This window comes from Flavobacterium sp. (genome assembly GCF_029945805.1).
GTDB lineage: Bacteria > Bacteroidota > Bacteroidia > Flavobacteriales > Flavobacteriaceae > Flavobacterium.
On record NZ_JAQSDH010000028.1, the window covers coordinates 1 to 17433 of the forward strand.

The window sequence follows — 17433 nt, forward strand, 5'->3', positions numbered from 1 at the left end:
TATAAAAAGTAACGGTGTATTGTGTTGGACTCAATCCTCCCAATATCTCCGGAATCTTTGTTGTTAAATTAAAGGTTTCCGTACCTACAGCGCCAGTGCTATCACATAATTGGTAATCTGATGGAACTGTTGCTAATGGGTTATCGTGAACAATCAAATTCAGCGTTACATAATTAGCACATCCTGTGGTAGTATAAAACACGCGAACATAGATAGGCTGTAAATAAGGGTCGATATTAGTATAAGGACTCGATTTTGGATTAGCGCCTAAAGTCGCATCAACCTGAGTCTCATGGAACGTAACCGTTACATTTGGATCAATGGTTCCACCCTGAATTTCCAATAGGGCACTTGCTAAGTCAAATGAACCAAAGCCATCTCGGTTAGGATCACAGATTTCCAAAGGTTGTGGAGTTACAGCTAATGGCCCCTGAGTTACTCTCAACAATTGTGTAGTTACAGAAAAGCAGCCAGTACTAGAATTCTGAATTCTAACATAAACTAATTCCGTATCAAATCCGGTATAGATTGTAGGTGCGGCTATAACTGGAGTACCATTTTGAGCAGCAAGCAGTGTGTTATAATAAGTTACAATACGGCCTGTTTGTCCGCCAGTGCTAGTACCTTCGTTTACTGTTAAATTAAACACTGCCGTAAGGACTGTGCCATTACTACATTGAAAAATTGGTGGCGGAATTACAGCAAGTGGCAACGGATTTACCACTAGGTTAAATGTTCCAGTAGTGTTACATCCAGTAGTAGTATTTCGGATGTTAATCCAAATTGGTCTAGAACCGCTTGAATATAAGTTAGGTAATGGACTTATTTGACCTTGTGCATTTACCAATGAATCGTAATAAGTTACAGTAACGTTTAATTGCCCATTAGCGATTTCAGTTGTTTTTGTTCCTAAGTTGAAGATTTCAACACCATCACCAGAATTCGTATAATCACATAACGGATAATCCGTAATCACTGGATTTGGAAGTGGAATTGGGTTGACGATTAAATGGAATGAAGTGGTAGAATAACACAACGGTGCTCCTACAGTGTAAACTCTAACAAATATTTCTTGATCGAATGGAAATATATTAGTATAAAGCCCAGCCGGAATTGGTGTTGCTCCTAATTGAGCATCATCAAATGTTTCATGATACGTAATTACAACATTCCCTGTAGCAATTTCAGCATCCTTGGTAGATAAATTGAAAGCGCCATAGAATCCGTCATTATTCAAACTATCATCACAGACTACATAATTAGTTGGTGTACTAATTGTGGGTGCAACACCCACGGTTATAGTTGCCGAACCTGTCTGTGGTTGGGAACATATTGGAGTTCCCGAACCAGCAACGCTAACTAAAGTATAAGTAAATGTTCCAAATACTGCGGTTGGAACCGAAAGCGTAACAGCACTATTTGTACCTGTAGTAGAAATTGTTTGAGTTGCTCCTAGTGGATCAGTATATGTGAAAGTATAAGGTGTGTTTCCATTGTTACCCGTAAACGTTATTAACGGATTCGCATCATTTTGACAAACAGCGGTCGTACCCGCAATTGAGCCAGTTGGTGTCGGATTAACAGTAACTGTCGCAGCACCTGCCTGTGCTTGCGAGCAAACCGTTGGTCCTGCTCCGGCAACACTTACCAAAGTATACGTAAACGTTCCTGCATTTGCAGTTGAAACCGGAAGTGTAACCGTATTGTTAACGCCAGTAGTCGATATTGTCTGAGTAGCTCCTAAAGTATCTGTGTATGTAAATGTATAGGGAGTAATTCCATTGGTACCTGTAAATGTGATTAGTGGATTTGGTGTTCCCTGACAAACTCCAGTAGTTCCTGAAATTGTTGCTGTTGGCAATGGGCTAACCGTAACTGTTGCAGCCCCAATCTGCGGTTGAGCACAAACTGGCGTTCCAGCACCTGCAACACTTATCAATGTATATGTAAATGTACCTTGATTCGCAGTAGAAACTGGAACCGTAATTGTAGTATTAACCCCTATTGTAGAAATTGTCTGTATTGCTCCTAATGGATTGGTATAAGTAAACGTATAAGGCGTATTTCCATTGGTACCCGTAAATGTTATTACCAGATTTGCCGTATTTTGACAAACAGCCGTAGTGCCAGAAATAGTTGCTGTAGGCAATGGATTAACCGTAACCGTCGCTGAACCTGTCTGTGCCTGCGAACAAATTGGTGTGCCTGCGGCCGCAACACTTACTAAAGTATAAGTGAATGTTCCAGCATTCGCCGTCGAAACCGGAAGCGTTACACTATTTCCAACTGTTGTTGAAATTGTTTGTGTAGCTCCTAACGCATTTGTGTACGTAAATGTATAAGGAGTAGTTCCGTTAGCTCCAGTAAATGTTATTAATGGACTTGCCACATTTTGACAAACAGCAGTAGTCCCAGAAATAGTTGCTGTTGGCATTGGATTAACCGTAATCGTTGCCGAACCAGTTTGTGTTTGCGAACATGCGGGAATACCAGAACCAGCAACACTTACTAAAGTATAAGTGAATGTTCCGAAATTTGCAGTTGACACTGTAATAGTAGCTGTAGTAGCTGCACCTGTCGTTGAAATTGTCTGGGTTGTCCCTAAGGGATCCGTATAAGTAAAAGTATAGGGTGTAATACCATTCGTACCTGTAAATGTTATCGATGGATTTGCAGTATTTTGACAAACAGCTGTGGTTCCAGAAATGGTTGCCGTTGGCATCGGATTAACAGTAATTGTAGCTGTACCTACTTGTAGTTGTGAACAAATAGGCGTTCCTACTGGTGTACCTGAGCCTGCAACGCTTACTAAAGTATAAGTAAATGTTCCAAAATTTGCAGTCGAAACTGGTAGCGTAACCGTAGTATTTGCCCCTGTAGTTGATATTGTTTGAGTAGCTCCTGATGGATTCGTATAGGTAAAGGTATAAGGTAAAACTCCATCAGCACCTGTAAAAGTTAGCACTGGACTTGGTGTACCTTGACAAACGGCTGTAGTTCCTGAAATAGTAGCAGTTGGCAATAATCTAACCGTAACTGTTGCAGAACCAGTTAAAGGTCTTGTACAAGTTGTTACCGGATTTACAACATTTACCAACGTATAAACAGAGGTACTTGTAAGATTTGGCGTGGTTACTGTTGCTGTTCCTAAATTATTTAAAGTGGCCACCGCTGCAACTCCATCAACGGTGTAATTCACTGTTGCATTTGGCGTTCCCGTAAATGTAATTGTTGTGTTATTACCTGAACATATAGTGGTAGTTCCAGCAATTGTTGCATTAGGTAGAGGATTTATATTCACCGTAAAAGATCCAGTTCCAAAAATAGTTGGATCAGAATTATCTGTGATTCTGATGTAAAAAGTTTGCCCATCTGCTCCGGTAACGTTATTCACTGGATTAATAAAAGGTGTTCCAGCAGTAGCATCCGGTTGCGATGAGTGCAAAGTCATCGTATAATTTGCTGGATTAAGCGTTGTTCCTAATCCTTCCAATAGTTGTGCGGTAAAATTAAATTGTGCTACTCCATCATTAGACACGTCATCACATATAGTAACATCGGCAACCGGTTCTGGTGCAAGCAAACAATTATTAACAATTAAATTAAAAGCTTTCACTACTCTACAGTTAAAACTGTTTAAGAAAATAGACGCATAAACGGTGTACGTTCCTATTCCTCCTGGGGAATGAGCAGTTGGAAGTGCAATGGGATTACCTCCATCGGCAGCTCCATTGGCGCCAGCAGTAGTGTGGTATGTAATATCATATTCAGATGGATTTAAAGCCCCTAAAATTACTGGAGTATTTACAGTTAAATCAAAAATGTTTGTACATTCCGTTAAGTTATTAGGCGCTCCTGTTAAGTCTGTTTTGACATTTAAAGTTACTGGTGCTATTGCGGTTTGTGGCACTCCACAAACCTGATAGGTTGCTTGTAACGTATAAGTAGTCGTTGTAGTAGGACAGACAACCTGTGTTGGACCCGTACCAATTTGGTTTCCTGCAGCAACAGGGCCTTCAAACCAATCAATCGTAACTGGTACATTAGGTCCTGTAGGTGTAAACCTCCATGCTTCACTAGCAAGTACTTGCCAAGCTCCGGTATCTCTACCGGGTGCTGCAATGGATTGAGCGCCACTGGCTCCAATTAAACCAATTGCACCAGAACCCGCCCAAGGCCCACCTGGCACTCGTCTTTGTACAAAAACTTCGATGATATTCGAAACTTCATATAAAACAATTTGGGAAGTTTGAAGTCCTGGACCAGCACCTGAAGCCCATTGCCCCATATTATAAAAGTTAACGATAAGTTTTCTACATGGGTATTGTCCTTCTAGTACCCAATTTACCTGACGATCAGCTGCTGATGGCGGAATCGAAAAATCGGTATCTTGATATACTCCAAAAATTGATTGTGATTGATTCTGTCCAGCAACTGGTACACTTGTGGAAGGCCAAGGACAAAAAGAACCAGGGACTTTGGGTACAAAAGTTATTAAACCATTAGTCCCTGCATTACATTGATTGTAATTCTGCCCATAAAAACAAAAATTAAACGGCAAAGGAATCACATCAGACCAAAAATCGTCACCTCCTGTAATATTAACAACATTATAGACTGGAGCTGTAGTCGGATCTGGATCTATAAAGGGATAAGGGCAATACGGTATTGAACTTGCTGCATAGGAGGTTGTTGCCGGCACATTCGAAAAATTAGCTTGCAAGGTTCTACATTCTCCAGTAGTACATAAAGTCAAATCTAAAGGTGGTGTTCCTGTTGCTGGATCTGTTTTAACAGTAGCACAACCATTTGGAACCACGGTAATAGTCAATGTGATTCCCGAGAGGTTTCTTTCACATAAAGTAAAAAATCCTTTAATTTTTATCAAGGTATAGGTTACTGATGCGTTTAAAACCGGTGTAACAAAATTGACTGTACCTGTTGGGCCAATATTAACCGTTGATGTTAAAGGAGTAACAGAAGGATTGGTTAGCGTTATGGTTGAATTTGGTGTTCCAGTTATAATGAATACTGCACTATTTCCAGGGCAAATTATTTTAGTATCACTCGGACTGGTAACATTCGGTAATGGATTTACCGTTATAGTTACCGAATTTGTAATCGGCGCACAAGCACCAACGGTTGATGAAACAGTATAAGTCGTTGTTACAGTTGGCGAAACTGTTGGATTAGCCAGATTAACATCGCCAGGAGCCAAACCTGCTGTAGCAGCAGGACTTGCTGTCCATGTATATCCTGAAGGACTTCCTGCGGCATTTAAAGTAACTGTATTTCCTATACAAATTGCACTGGCAACAGGTACTGTTATTTTTGGTCCAACAAATATATTATTTAAAGTAGCTGTAAGTGCTGTGGGTAGCGTACTATCCGTAATTGAAACGCTATAGGTGCCAGGAGGTAAATTAGTAAAAATACCGGTTCCATTATTTTGAGTTACTGGTCCATTTATAGCATAATTTACATAAGGAGGCGTTCCGCCAAAACCAGTAATGGTAATACTTCCATCGGCGGCGGTTGTACAAACTGCATCGGTAACCTCTGGATGAACAACCAAACTACTTGTCAAAATAAAATCGTCTACTGCAAAATCATTTCCAACTGCGTTTGTGTTCGTATTCCATAATTCAATTTGAGCGGTAGTAGCTGTAGCAACAAAAGTGTAAATAACTTGTCTCCAACTCAATGCTGGAGCTGGTGCTATGGTAGATCCAAACGTTATCACGGGAGGTGTGCCTCCTGTAATTTGTAGCGCAATGTTCGCTGGCGAACCTAAATTAGAGATCGACTTTATCCAATAACTGAATCTGTATGTTGTTCCTATTGTCAGAGTGGTAATTCCTGCACCCGTATTTCCGGCTTTCCAAAATCTTGGACTTGTTGCATTGGTGTTCCCATCAATGACTAACATTTTACCAATCCCAGTGGTGTGATCACCTCCGAAAATAAAATCGGAAGTATTTAACAAGTTAGAATTAGTAACAACCGCAAAATTGCCTGGAATCGTTGTTCCAGAATAAGGGGTTGCTAAAGCTGAATATCCAGCACCATTAGTTACGAAACCGAAGCCTGAGCCACCGCTTTCAAAACCGCTGTTAGTTAGTAGATTTTGGGAATCTGCAAAATTAATAAAGAGTAAACTTAAGAGGAGTAAAATTTTACCTTTCATAGAAATTTATTTTTAGGAGCGTAATTTACAAAAATTTAACATTATTAAACCTTAGCAACGTCAATATTTCAAATATTAACACTTTGAAGTTGATTTTGAATTTTATTATTTATCTTTGTTTTTTTTATTTTACAACCCCAATTAACAAAGAATTTTAATGACAAATAGTGACCAATTTAATGACGAATTAGGAGAAAATCATATCGCTACTAGCGCTCAAAATCCTGTAAGAAATGATGCGTTTAATTTGTCTGATGAACAAAAGATAGAATTAATAAAAAAAGATGTCGAAAATATTCTGAATACACTCGGAATGGATTTGACTGACGATAGCTTGAAAGGAACACCCAATCGTGTTGCCAAAATGTTTGTCAAAGAAATTTTTGGTGGTTTGAATCCAACTAAAAAACCTAGAGCTTCCACATTTGCCAATACCTATAAATATGGCGAAATGTTGGTCGAAAAAAATATTACGCTCTACTCTACTTGCGAGCATCACTTACTTCCTATTATTGGTCGCGCACATATTGCGTATATCTCAAAAGGAACCGTTGTGGGTCTTTCTAAAATGAATAGAATTGTTGAGTATTTTTCAAAAAGACCTCAGGTGCAAGAGCGTTTAACCATGCAGATTGTTCAGGAACTGCAACAAGTTTTAGGAACCGAAGATGTTGCGTGTGTTATTGATGCCAAACACCTTTGCGTTAATTCGAGGGGAATTCGCGATATTGAAAGCAGCACGGTAACTTCTGAATATGGTGGGCAATTTAAAGAAGATAAAACACGTCGGGAATTTTTGAATTTCATCCAATTAGACACTAAATTTTAATAGCCCGGATTGCAGCGACATCCTTTTTCTTTTTGGAGAAAAAGATATAGCGGAAAGCCGGAAATAGCTCCTACAAAAATGCAAGAATATAAAAATCATCAATTAAAGATATACAATTCTCTTTCGGGGGAAAAAGAAGTTTTCAAGCCCGTGCACGCGGGAAATGTTGGCATGTATGTTTGCGGACCCACCGTTTATAGTAATGTGCATCTTGGAAATGTTCGAACTTTCATGTCTTTTGATATGATTTTTAGGTATTTATTACATTTGGAATATAAAGTGCGTTATGTGCGAAACATTACTGATGTAGGTCATATTGTGGATGATGTGGATGATGGCGAAGATAAAATTGCCAAAAAAGCGCGTTTGGAACAGTTGGAACCTATGGAAATTGTACAACGCTATACGGTTGATTTTCATGATGTTTTGAAGCAATTTAACTTTCTTCCGCCCAGCATTGAACCTACTGCAACGGGTCATATTATTGAGCAAATTGAAATTGTAAGACAGATTATTGAAAAAGGATTTGGTTACGAAAAAAATGGCTCCGTGTATTTTGACGTAGTAAAGTTTAATATAAACAATCATTACGGAAAATTAAGTGGTCGAAATATTGACGACATGCTTTCTAACACACGCGATACTGACGGCCAAAGCGATAAAAAAAACGCTCAAGATTTTGCCCTTTGGAAAAAAGCCGAACCTGAACATATTATGCGTTGGCCTTCGCCTTGGGGAATTGGTTTTCCCGGTTGGCATCTTGAATGCACGGCGATGAGCACCAAATATCTTGGAGAAACTTTCGATATTCACGGCGGCGGAATGGATTTGAAATTCCCGCATCATGAATGTGAAATTGCACAAAATGAAGCCTGCACGGGTCACAGCCCTGTAAATTATTGGATGCACGCCAATATGCTTACGCTGAACGGCAAAAAAATGTCGAAATCTACCGGGAATAATATTCTTCCGGATGAAATATACAATGGTGGAAGTCCGTTTTTAAGCAAATCTTTTTCTCCAAATGTGGCGCGTTTCTTCATGATGCAAGCCCATTACAGAAGCATTCTTGATTTTACGAATGACGGAATTGTAGCGGCAGAAAAAGGTTTCAATCGATTAATGGAGGGTTTAGAAATTCTAAAAACGTTACAATCGAGCGCTACTTCTACTCTTGACTTTGCAACATGGAAGAAGAATTGTTATGATGCTATGGATGATGATTTCAATACACCTATATTAATTGCGAATTTATTTGAAGGAATTAAGTTTGTCAATTTGATTAATGATGGAAAAGAAACGGTAACGGCTTCCGATTTAAAAATTCTTTCTGAAGCCTTAACCACATTCACTTTTGATGTGATCGGAATTAAAGATGAGAAAGCTTCAGCAGATAGTGTAGGAAAATTAGAAGGTGTAGTTGAAATGCTTATCGGAATGCGAAATGAAGCTAGAGCGAATAAAAACTTTGCGATGTCTGACCAAATTCGCGATCAATTGCTGGATCTCGGAATTCAGTTAAAAGACGGTAAAGAAGGAACTACATTCAGTATTTAAGACTTTATAGCATGTTAAAGAAGATTGTCATAGCGCCGTTTTTAGCACTTATTTATTTTTATAAACTAGTGATTTCTCCGGTGTTGCCTTCTGCTTGTCGATTTGACCCAACATGTTCTACCTATTTTATTCAGGCTTTAAAAATTCACGGCCCTTTTAAAGGATTTTATTTGGGTGTACACCGAATTTTGAGATGCCATCCTTGGGGAAAAACGGGATACGATCCTGTGCCTGACAAAAAGTGCAAACACTAAACTTTACTTAATTTTTTTAGAGTTTTTAGAACTAATTACTATTTTTACCAATAAATTGACCTAAACATACTCTCTAATATGATCTGGAATCCATCCGAAGGAATACATCTTGGTTTTTTTACTATCCGTTTTTACAGCTTAATGTTTGTCATTGCTTTTGGACTTGGATGGTATATTATGAAACACATTTTTGAAAAAGAAAATGAACCACTAGAAAAATTAGACACGCTATTTATTTGGACCGTAGTAGCAACTTTGCTTGGCGCCAGATTAGGACACGTTTTCTTTTACGATTGGGAATACTACAGAAACCATTTAGAAGAAGTTTTGTTGCCTTTCCGATTCAGTCCTGAATTTAGCTTTACAGGATTTCAAGGACTAGCGAGTCACGGTGCAGCAGTTGCCATCATAATCACCATGTATTTTTACAGTACTAAAGTCATTAAAAGACCTATTCTTTGGGTTTTAGACCGTGTGGTAATTCCGGTCGCTTGTGGTGCTATATTTGTTCGAATTGGAAACTTTTTCAACTCAGAAATTTACGGACATATCACTTCAGGAGATCATTTTTACGCGGTGAAATTTGTCAGAGAAGAAGCATTTTGGCAAACCCATAGCCTTAAACAAATTACACAAACTGCCAATCCTGATGCAGGTTATAATCTAATTCAACATGATCCTAAATATTTAGAGGTTTTGAATCAAATTCCATTTCGTCATCCGGCACAATTATATGAAGCAGGTTTGTATGTTTTTGTATTTTTAATTCTTTTCTTCTTGTATTGGAAAACAAAAACCGCTGAAAAACACGGATTACTTTTCGGCTACTTCCTAATTTTACTTTGGTCGGTGCGCTTCGTAGTAGAATATGTAAAAGACAGTCAAGGTGGAATTGAAAAAACATTCGGACTACTTTCTACTGGACAATGGCTCAGTATACCGTTTATATTACTTGGAATCTACTATTTGTTCGTTGCCGAAAAACCTGTTGAAAAATTGTAATCGTTTTCTTTGTAAATTAAAATATAATAGTATTTTAGCAGAATAAATCAACCTTAATAACTATTATGAAAAAAAGAATTACAATGGTAGCCTTATTGCTTTCAATGACTGTTTTATTTAACAGCTGTGGTGTAATGTTTGGTGGAAGCAAGTACAATGGAACAATTATCGCTAAAGATCATCCCAATGCCGAAATCTTTGTCAATGGAAAAAAACTAGGTAACGGAACTGCAACAAGTCTTTTTCCTAGAAATAAAGAATTGACCGTTGAACTAAAAGAACCAGGTTGCGAAACAAAAACTCAAACATTTAATAAAGCGTTCCGAACTGGGAATTTTATTTTAAGTATTGTGAGTTGGGGATTAGTTGGTCTAGCTGTTGACTTAGGAACTGGAGCTTCGTACAAACCCGATCACAAAAGCAATCCGAGTATAAAAAAAGTAAGTGATAAAGATTATGAGTTTACCGTTGACGGTCCAAACTGCACAAAATAATTATAGCTCAAATTAAAAGTCCCAATTAAATTGGGACTTTTTTTTTATTCATCTTCTTCAGACGCATTTGATTTGGAATAATTCCTCCATTTCTCAATACACTCCTGCATATCTTGTGGCAGTTCGGTATTGAACTGCATAAATTGTTTCGTTATAGGATGTGTAAATCCTAATGTTTTAGCATGTAACGCTTGTCTTGGTAATACTTTAAAGCAATTGTCTATAAACTGTTTGTATTTGGTAAAAGTCGTCCCTTTCAGAATCAAATCACCACCGTAACGTTCGTCATTGAATAAAGTATGTCCAATGTATTTCATGTGCACACGAATTTGGTGCGTTCTTCCCGTCTCCAATTTGCAGGAAACCAAAGTAACATAGCCAAAACGCTCCAAAACTTTGTAATGAGTCACTGCGTGTTTTCCGATTTCGCCTTCAGGAAAAACAGCCATTTGCATTCGGTCTTTTACGTGTCGAGCAATGTTTCCTTCAATCGTACCTTCATCCGCTTTTACATTTCCCCAAACTAGCGCAATATATTCGCGTTCGGAAGTTTTATCTTCAAATTGCTTGGCCAAATGCGTCATCGCTTGCTCTGTTTTAGCAACCACCAAAAGTCCGGAAGTGTTTTTATCAATTCGGTGCACCAATCCAGGTCGTTCACTCGAATTCATCGGAAGATTTTCAAAATGAAATGCCAAAGCATTAACCAAAGTACCCGTATAATTTCCGTGTCCGGGATGCACTACTAATCCGGGCGGTTTGTTAATAAGCAACAAGGCTTCGTCTTCAAAAACGATATCTAGCGGAATGTCTTCGGGATAAATATGATTTTCAAACGGCGGATGCAACAACATTACGCGCACCACATCCATAGGTTTGACACGATAGTTCGATTTTACAGGAACATCATTCACCCATATATTTCCTTCTTCGGCAGCTTTCTGAATTTTATTTCGCGTAGCATTCGCCATGAGTTGCATTAAAAATTTATCAACACGCAACAACGATTGTCCTTTATCAGCAACATGTCGGTGGTGTTCAAATAATTCTTCTTCTTCTAATTCCGGAGAATTATCAATATTATTGTCCATTTATAGGTGGCATTTGTGTAGAATCTACCTCAGTAGAATCAATAGTTTCTTCATAAGTAACTTTTCCGTCACCTAGAACTAAGTCAATTTTGGAAGACTTCAGGACTTTATCACCCGCTTTTAATTTCTTTCCGTCCATTCGCATTTCAAGAACCATATCTTTCCCTAAATAAGGTTTATAGGTAATAGTTCCTTCCACTAAACCAACCGCTTGTAATGTTGGAACCGCCTGACGATAAGTTTTCTCAATCAAATCGGGAACTGACACCATTGTGAATTTTGAAGCATTAATTTTCAAATAAATCTTTCTTCCTTCTTTCACCTTTGCCCCCGCTTTTGGTTCTTGTTCTACAATAGTCAACTTCGGAAATTCAGGTCTAAAATCTACGGTATCCAGTATAATATAATCTAAATCGATGGCATGAAGTTTTTCTTCAGCTTGTTCCGCAGAAAGTTTACTCAAATTGGGAACCGTAATTTGTTGTCCGTGGTGTGTTGTGAACGTTATCCAATGAAAGAACAAATAAGCGACGACTGCAATAATTGCCAACGCGGCAAGAATCTGTAGAAAGAAAACCCGACTGGTTAGATAGGCACGTAAACTCATAGAGAAATTTAATTTGCACAAAGATATAAAAAAGATAGGCTTCGCTCTTAGATTTTTAGAAATGCCCTTCACGCTTTTAGAAACGCTTCGCTATTAGATTGTTAGACTTGTACTTTTACCTTTTAGATAGGCTTTGTTTTCAGATCCTTGGAAATACTATAATCTAAGAAGTCTAAAAATCTAAGAAGTCTAACAATCTAAACAAAAAAATGATAATTTTGTTTAACCTAATAGCTAAATACAAATGAAAAACATTGCCATCATCATGGGCGGTTATTCCAGCGAATACAAAATATCGTTAACCAGCGGAAACGTAGCGTATCAATATTTAGATAAAACAAAATACAACCGATACCGCATTCATATTTTTAAGGAAAAATGGGTGTATGTTGATGAAAATGATGTCGAACTTCCGATTGATAAAAATGACTTTTCGGTTACTGTTAACAATGAAAAAATCACATTCGATTGTATATTCAATGCGATTCACGGAACTCCAGGCGAAGACGGCTTGATGCAAGCTTATTTTGAATTGTTGAATATTCCACAAAACTCATGCGACTATTATCAAGCGGCATTAACGTTTAACAAACGTGATTTATTGTCTGTTTTAAAGCCATACGGAATCAAATCAGCAACTTCTTATTATTTGAATCTTGGAGACGAAATTGATCAAGATAAGATTTTGGATAAAGTGGGATTACCATGTTTTGTAAAACCAAATAGATCAGGATCCAGCTTTGGAATCAGTAAAGTAAAAACGAAAGACGAACTTTTGTTTGCGATTGCGAATGCTTATAAAGAAGATAATGAACTTATAATTGAAAGCTTTTTGGATGGAACTGAAGTTTCTGTTGGAGTAATTAATTATAAAGCAGAAATTACCGTTTTACCGATTACGGAAATCGTATCTGAAAATGACTTCTTTGATTACGAAGCTAAATATCATGGAAAATCTCAAGAAATAACACCAGCCAGAATTTCAGAAGACGTAGCAGAAAAAATTAGAATTATGGCCAAAAAAGCCTATACGATTTTGAAGATGACAGGCTTTTCAAGAAGTGAATTTATAATTGTGGATGGAGAACCGTTTATGCTCGAAATGAATACAATTCCCGGATTAACGACCGAAAGTTTGATTCCGCAACAAGCCAAAGCAGCCGGAATTTCATTGGAAGATTTGTTTTCAAATTCAATTGAATTGGCTTTAGCTAAAAAATAAACTATCTTAATAAGATAAAAAACTAGAACTTATGATTAATTATCGAGAACATATAGTACTAAATACTGAAATTAGATTTGGAAAACCTACAATTAAAGGTACTCGAATTACTGTTTATGATGTTTTAAATTGGTTAGCTAATGGTAAAACAATTGAAGAAATAGTTTTTGATTTTCCTGAATTATCACCTGATGCTATTAAATCATGTTTAGCTTATGCAGCCGAAAAAGAACACAAAATTAGAGTTGCGTCGTGAGTTTATTGTTTGATCAAAATATCTCATTTAGAATTGTTAAAAAAATTCAAAGTGAATTTCCTGATTCAAAACAGATTAAGGAACTTGGATTAGAAAATTATTCAGACAATGAAATATGGAAGTTTGCGAAAGATCATGACTATACAATAGTTACATTTGATAGTGATTTTTTTGAAATTTCTAATCTGAAAGGTCATCCTCCAAAAATTATTTGGTTGAGAACCGGAAATACAACAACCGAAAATATATTTGAAATTTTAAAACTTAAAAAAGATATAATAAAAGATTTTATTGAAAATCCTTTGTATTCAGAAATAAGTTGTCTCGAAATAAACTGATTATGAAAAGAAAAGCCGTTTTCCCAGGTTCGTTTGACCCCATTACCAATGGACATTTTGATATTATCAAAAGAGGCATCTCGCTTTTTGATGAAATTGTTGTGGCTATCGGAATTAATTCCGAAAAGAAATATATGTTCTCACTAGAAGACCGAAAAAAGTTTATTGAAGAAGCCTTCAAAGACGAACCAAAAGTTTCTGTGATTACGTATGAAGGCTTAACGATTGATTTATGTCGAAAACTAGACGCACAGTTTATTCTTCGTGGTTTGCGCAATCCTGCCGATTTTGAATTTGAAAAAGCCATAGCACATACGAACAGAAGGTTGTCCAAAATTGAAACCGTTTTCCTTTTGACCGCTTCTAAAACATCTTATATCTCATCAAGTATTGTTCGTGATGTAATTAGAAATCATGGGGATTATACGGTTTTAGTACCGGATTCTGTTGTGGTGAAAAAATAATCAATTAAACCATTAAGATATTAAGTTTCATTAAGGAAGTGTTTTGCTTAATTTTCTTAATATCTTAATGGTTCAAAAACTATTCTTCCTTCTCTTTCTTGATTACTTTGCGAGCGACTTCAATTTTAAACTTCTTGCCTTTCATTTTTTCTTCGCGAATAGCAATCAGTAAGTCTTTTACTTTTTTGGACTTTACGGCGGCAAACGAAATGAAATCTTTCACTTCAATTAAGCCTAAATCGCCTTTTTCTAAGTTACCTTTTTGGGAAAAGAAACCAACAATATCTATTTTGTTCAATTTATTTTTCTTTCCGCCACTAATGTAAATCGTTTGGAATTCTGGTGGTTTTGGTAACGTTGTAGATTTTTCGACATTGAGTACTTTCATTCCGTAATCAATATACTCCATTTTCTTTTCACTTTCGTGAGCGATAATATAAGCCGTTCCAGAAGCTAACATTCTCGCGGTTCGTCCGTTTCTGTGTGTGAATTCATCTTCTTTTGAAGGTAAATGATAATGAATTACGTGTTTCATTTCGGGAATATCTAAACCACGCGCTGCCAAATCAGTGGTAACCAAATAACTCACACTGCCATTTCTGAACTGAATCAAAGCGCGTTCTCTTTCGTCTTGATCCATTCCGCCGTGATAATACGTGGCATAAATTCCTTTTTCATTTAAGGTATCGCTAATCCGTTCGGCAGCATCACGATGATTACAAAACACAATCGCCGACTCCGACTTCAAAGAACAAATCAAATTAAAAAGTGTATTAATCTTGTCTTTATCCTTAGAAACAACGAGTTGAACATCCAAATTCGTATTCTCTTCTTTGTTTGGAATAAAATCCAAAACCGTTGGATTAACCACTTTGGTATATCGCGGAATTTCAATATCGGAAGTTGCCGAAACCAAAATACGTTTGTTCAATTTCGTTAATCTTGAAATGATAAAAGACATTTGTTCGTGAAAACCAAGCTGCAATGATTTATCAAATTCGTCTAAAACCAACGTCTCAATATAATCCGTTTTGAAAGTTCCGCGGTCAATATGATCCATGATTCTACCCGGTGTTCCAATTAAAACCGCTGGTGGATTCGATAAATTCTTAATTTCCGTTTCAATAGAATGTCCGCCATAGCACACATTTACTTTGTAATCGGTTCCCATTTTTTTCCAAACTTGCTCAATCTGCAACCCCAATTCGCGTGATGGAACCAATATCAGACATTGTACTCTAGTATTGATATCTTCGTTCAGCATTTCGTAAATCGGAAGTAAAAAAGCAAGTGTTTTTCCCGAGCCTGTTGGCGAAAGCAATAGAACATTAGGATCATTCAAAATGGCTTCAGAAGCCGTCTCTTGCATTTCGTTTAGACTTTCAATGCCTAAATTCAGTAGTAAATTATTGGAATGTGGATTTTTATACATTTTGCAAAGGTAGAGAAAAGTATTCAGTGTTCAGTTAGAGTATTAGTCGCAGTATTTAGTGGCAGCATCTGTTAGTAGTAATCCCTATAAAAAGAGGATATGCAATAATTAATTCTCCTCTTTTGAAAAATAATTTAGTTGATTTATGTTATACTACGGAAGATTTGAGTGTAACTTTCGATTAAAATCAATCACTTTATCAACAAATGCTTTCGTCATAATTTTTTATCAATTAGCAAATTAAGCACACCTTTTTATTGCTTTATTGCGGTAAAAGATAAAGTTACCCAATTTAATTACCAAAATCAAAAACTAAGGCCCAAAAATATCAGTCTGAGCTCGTAGAATTGTTTTTTAAAAGCTCTTCGACAAGCTCAGTGTGACCTACTGCAAATAATTTTCAGTATAGATAACTACCACCAACAGATTAATTGTACTATTTACAAATTTAAATTTGAAGTGATTGAATTTTAGTTTGCGATTACTAGTTTACTTGTTGCAATAATTTTATTTCCTTCTGTAATTCTGACAAAGTATACGCCACTTGCTAAATTTTCACGAGATAAAACAACGGATTGTCCATTAATGGCATTTCGTCGCACGACTGTTTCTCCATAAATAGAATAAACCGTTAGTGTGGCGCTTACAAGAGTAACATTGGTTTGCAACGTAGTAGCAGATGAAAAAGGATTAGGGAAAATAGTAATGGTAGATTGAGTTACCTCGTTTGCTATTGTTGTAGTTAGAAGCGAACAATTTTGCTGAGATGTAATTCCATTAGCTGCTGTTATCACATTCTGAAACTGCACTCCAGCCGCAGTGTCATTTTTCAGATAATGATTTAGCCAAGGCACTAACACAGTTATTGTTGTGTTTTGCTGGGCTGAGGAACTTATGGCAGGCTGTGGTGAACAAGTCGCTTCGCCAATACTGCAATTTATATTTGAATTGGCGAACTGGCAGTGGCTTCCTCCCGTAATACTTACGAATGTTTTACAAGCAGAAGCTAGCGCAGTATACATAGGGATTTGATGTTGATTCGGTGGTGCTACACAATCATTAGCACCTGAAATAACGATTGATGGAATAGAAATTCCAGCTGCTGCAGTTATAGAAGATGGATTTGTATTGGCGGCCGCTAGCGTCGCAAGTGCGGTGATGCTAGAATCGTATTGAACCGCCAGAAAAGCTGAGCCACCACCCATAGAGTGTCCCATAACAGCAGATGTTGCAGCAACTGCCCCAAAAAAAGTGGAAGAAGCAGTGGTTCCTTCTGTTTTCATGGCGCCCACTAAATACGCCATGTCTTTTCCAAAATTAGTATGTGAGGGTAAAAAACCCGTTTCGGTGGTGGGGAAAACCATAATATAACCATTCGGGACAATCGCGTTCCACTCGGGTGCGTAAGCACTCCAAGTCATTACAAAACCGTGTCCAAAAATCAACACAGGAAATTGGCCCGAAGCTATAGAAACGTTATCTCCTGCGGTATTTGCAGGATAATAAATTTCTGCAGTGATATTTCTGTTAGATCGCGAGGCATCAACAAAAGTTTGCTGTTTGTGTCCCACTACAAAAGATTGTGCCCAAGTTGTTGCAGAACAAAAAGTAATAATTAAAAAAAAGAGTACTGATTTTTTCATTTTTATAGGTTGCGTTTATTAGTACTAGCATGCAGAAAGATACAAAGCATGAAATGG

The 17433-nt window shown here is 37.2% G+C and carries 13 protein-coding genes and 1 pseudogene; 9 read left to right on the forward strand and 5 right to left on the reverse strand.

The genetic code is table 11. From position 1 onward, the window contains the following. Positions 1–6187 (reverse strand): annotated as a pseudogene (locus PSU83_RS06890) (hypothetical protein); the annotation flags it as partial. Between the two features lie 157 nt (positions 6188–6344). On the opposite strand from PSU83_RS06890, the gene folE reads away from it, so the two are divergent. The 5 genes from folE (at position 6345) to PSU83_RS06915 (ending at position 10323) form a co-directional block, all read left to right on the forward strand. Continuing rightward, positions 6345–7016, forward strand: coding sequence for a GTP cyclohydrolase I FolE (gene folE / locus PSU83_RS06895; protein ID WP_300588250.1), 672 nt, complete (start codon positions 6345–6347; stop codon positions 7014–7016). A gap of 78 nt (positions 7017–7094) precedes the next feature. Continuing rightward, positions 7095–8573, forward strand: coding sequence for a cysteine--tRNA ligase (cysS, locus tag PSU83_RS06900; protein ID WP_300588253.1), 1479 nt, complete (start codon positions 7095–7097; stop codon positions 8571–8573). 11 nt (positions 8574–8584) lie between these two features. Beyond that, the gene (gene yidD, locus PSU83_RS06905) at positions 8585–8827 is read left to right on the forward strand and encodes a membrane protein insertion efficiency factor YidD (RefSeq protein WP_300588255.1); all 243 of its coding nucleotides are present in this window, start codon (positions 8585–8587) and stop codon (positions 8825–8827) included. Between the two features lie 78 nt (positions 8828–8905). Continuing rightward, entirely contained in the window at positions 8906–9829 is a 924-nt protein-coding gene (gene lgt, locus PSU83_RS06910) for a prolipoprotein diacylglyceryl transferase (RefSeq protein ID WP_300588258.1), read from the forward strand. A gap of 65 nt (positions 9830–9894) precedes the next feature. Beyond that, positions 9895–10323, forward strand: coding sequence for a hypothetical protein (locus PSU83_RS06915; protein ID WP_300588260.1), 429 nt, complete (start codon positions 9895–9897; stop codon positions 10321–10323). Between the two features lie 44 nt (positions 10324–10367). Here PSU83_RS06915 and PSU83_RS06920 read toward each other — a convergent pair whose 3' ends face one another. Further along, on the reverse strand, positions 10368–11414 hold the full coding sequence (locus tag PSU83_RS06920) for an RluA family pseudouridine synthase (RefSeq protein WP_300588262.1): 1047 nt from the start codon (positions 11412–11414) through the stop codon (positions 10368–10370). After that, positions 11404–12021: a PASTA domain-containing protein gene (locus PSU83_RS06925; protein WP_300588265.1), complete on the reverse strand. Its 618-nt coding sequence runs from the start codon at positions 12019–12021 to the stop codon at positions 11404–11406. The genes PSU83_RS06920 and PSU83_RS06925 overlap by 11 nt, the downstream gene beginning before the upstream one ends. Before the next feature lie 244 nt (positions 12022–12265). On the opposite strand from PSU83_RS06925, the gene PSU83_RS06930 reads away from it, so the two are divergent. From PSU83_RS06930 to coaD, 4 genes are read left to right on the forward strand one after another with little or no spacing between them, the layout of a single operon-like run. After that, positions 12266–13243, forward strand: a complete 978-nt coding sequence (locus tag PSU83_RS06930) for a D-alanine--D-alanine ligase (RefSeq protein WP_300588267.1) — start codon at positions 12266–12268, stop codon at positions 13241–13243. A gap of 31 nt (positions 13244–13274) precedes the next feature. After that, positions 13275–13499 carry a DUF433 domain-containing protein gene (locus PSU83_RS06935; protein ID WP_300588269.1) on the forward strand — a complete coding sequence of 75 codons (225 nt, stop codon included), beginning with the start codon at positions 13275–13277 and terminating at the stop codon, positions 13497–13499. After that, on the forward strand, positions 13496–13837 hold the full coding sequence (locus PSU83_RS06940; RefSeq protein ID WP_300588271.1) for a DUF5615 family PIN-like protein: 342 nt from the start codon (positions 13496–13498) through the stop codon (positions 13835–13837). The genes PSU83_RS06935 and PSU83_RS06940 overlap by 4 nt, the downstream gene beginning before the upstream one ends. 2 nt (positions 13838–13839) lie before the next feature. Further along, the gene (coaD, locus tag PSU83_RS06945) at positions 13840–14301 is read left to right on the forward strand and encodes a pantetheine-phosphate adenylyltransferase (protein ID WP_300588273.1); all 462 of its coding nucleotides are present in this window, start codon (positions 13840–13842) and stop codon (positions 14299–14301) included. Between the two features lie 79 nt (positions 14302–14380). Here coaD and PSU83_RS06950 read toward each other — a convergent pair whose 3' ends face one another. Together PSU83_RS06950 and PSU83_RS06955 are read right to left on the reverse strand one after the other, a co-directional pair. Then, a complete protein-coding gene (locus PSU83_RS06950; RefSeq protein ID WP_300588275.1) occupies positions 14381–15733 on the reverse strand; it encodes a DEAD/DEAH box helicase in 1353 nt (450 codons plus the stop codon). Between the two features lie 470 nt (positions 15734–16203). Continuing rightward, entirely contained in the window at positions 16204–17376 is a 1173-nt protein-coding gene (locus tag PSU83_RS06955; RefSeq protein ID WP_300588277.1) for a T9SS type A sorting domain-containing protein, read from the reverse strand. Positions 17377–17433: the final 57 nt, after the last annotated feature.

Bases quoted from the DNA above. Each gene is read 5' to 3' on its own strand.
- folE (WP_300588250.1), top strand. From the start codon at position 6,345: ATGACAAATAGTGACCAATTTAATGACGAATTAGGAGAAAATCATATC.
- PSU83_RS06950 (WP_300588275.1), bottom strand. From the start codon at position 15,733: ATGTATAAAAATCCACATTCCAATAATTTACTACTGAATTTAGGCATT.
- PSU83_RS06920 (WP_300588262.1), bottom strand. From the start codon at position 11,414: ATGGACAATAATATTGATAATTCTCCGGAATTAGAAGAAGAAGAATTA.
- PSU83_RS06925 (WP_300588265.1), bottom strand. From the start codon at position 12,021: ATGAGTTTACGTGCCTATCTAACCAGTCGGGTTTTCTTTCTACAGATT.
- PSU83_RS06930 (WP_300588267.1), top strand. From the start codon at position 12,266: ATGAAAAACATTGCCATCATCATGGGCGGTTATTCCAGCGAATACAAA.
- PSU83_RS06915 (WP_300588260.1), top strand. From the start codon at position 9,895: ATGAAAAAAAGAATTACAATGGTAGCCTTATTGCTTTCAATGACTGTT.
- coaD (WP_300588273.1), top strand. From the start codon at position 13,840: ATGAAAAGAAAAGCCGTTTTCCCAGGTTCGTTTGACCCCATTACCAAT.
- PSU83_RS06935 (WP_300588269.1), top strand. From the start codon at position 13,275: ATGATTAATTATCGAGAACATATAGTACTAAATACTGAAATTAGATTT.
- PSU83_RS06955 (WP_300588277.1), bottom strand. From the start codon at position 17,376: ATGAAAAAATCAGTACTCTTTTTTTTAATTATTACTTTTTGTTCTGCA.
- yidD (WP_300588255.1), top strand. From the start codon at position 8,585: ATGTTAAAGAAGATTGTCATAGCGCCGTTTTTAGCACTTATTTATTTT.
- cysS (WP_300588253.1), top strand. From the start codon at position 7,095: ATGCAAGAATATAAAAATCATCAATTAAAGATATACAATTCTCTTTCG.
- lgt (WP_300588258.1), top strand. From the start codon at position 8,906: ATGATCTGGAATCCATCCGAAGGAATACATCTTGGTTTTTTTACTATC.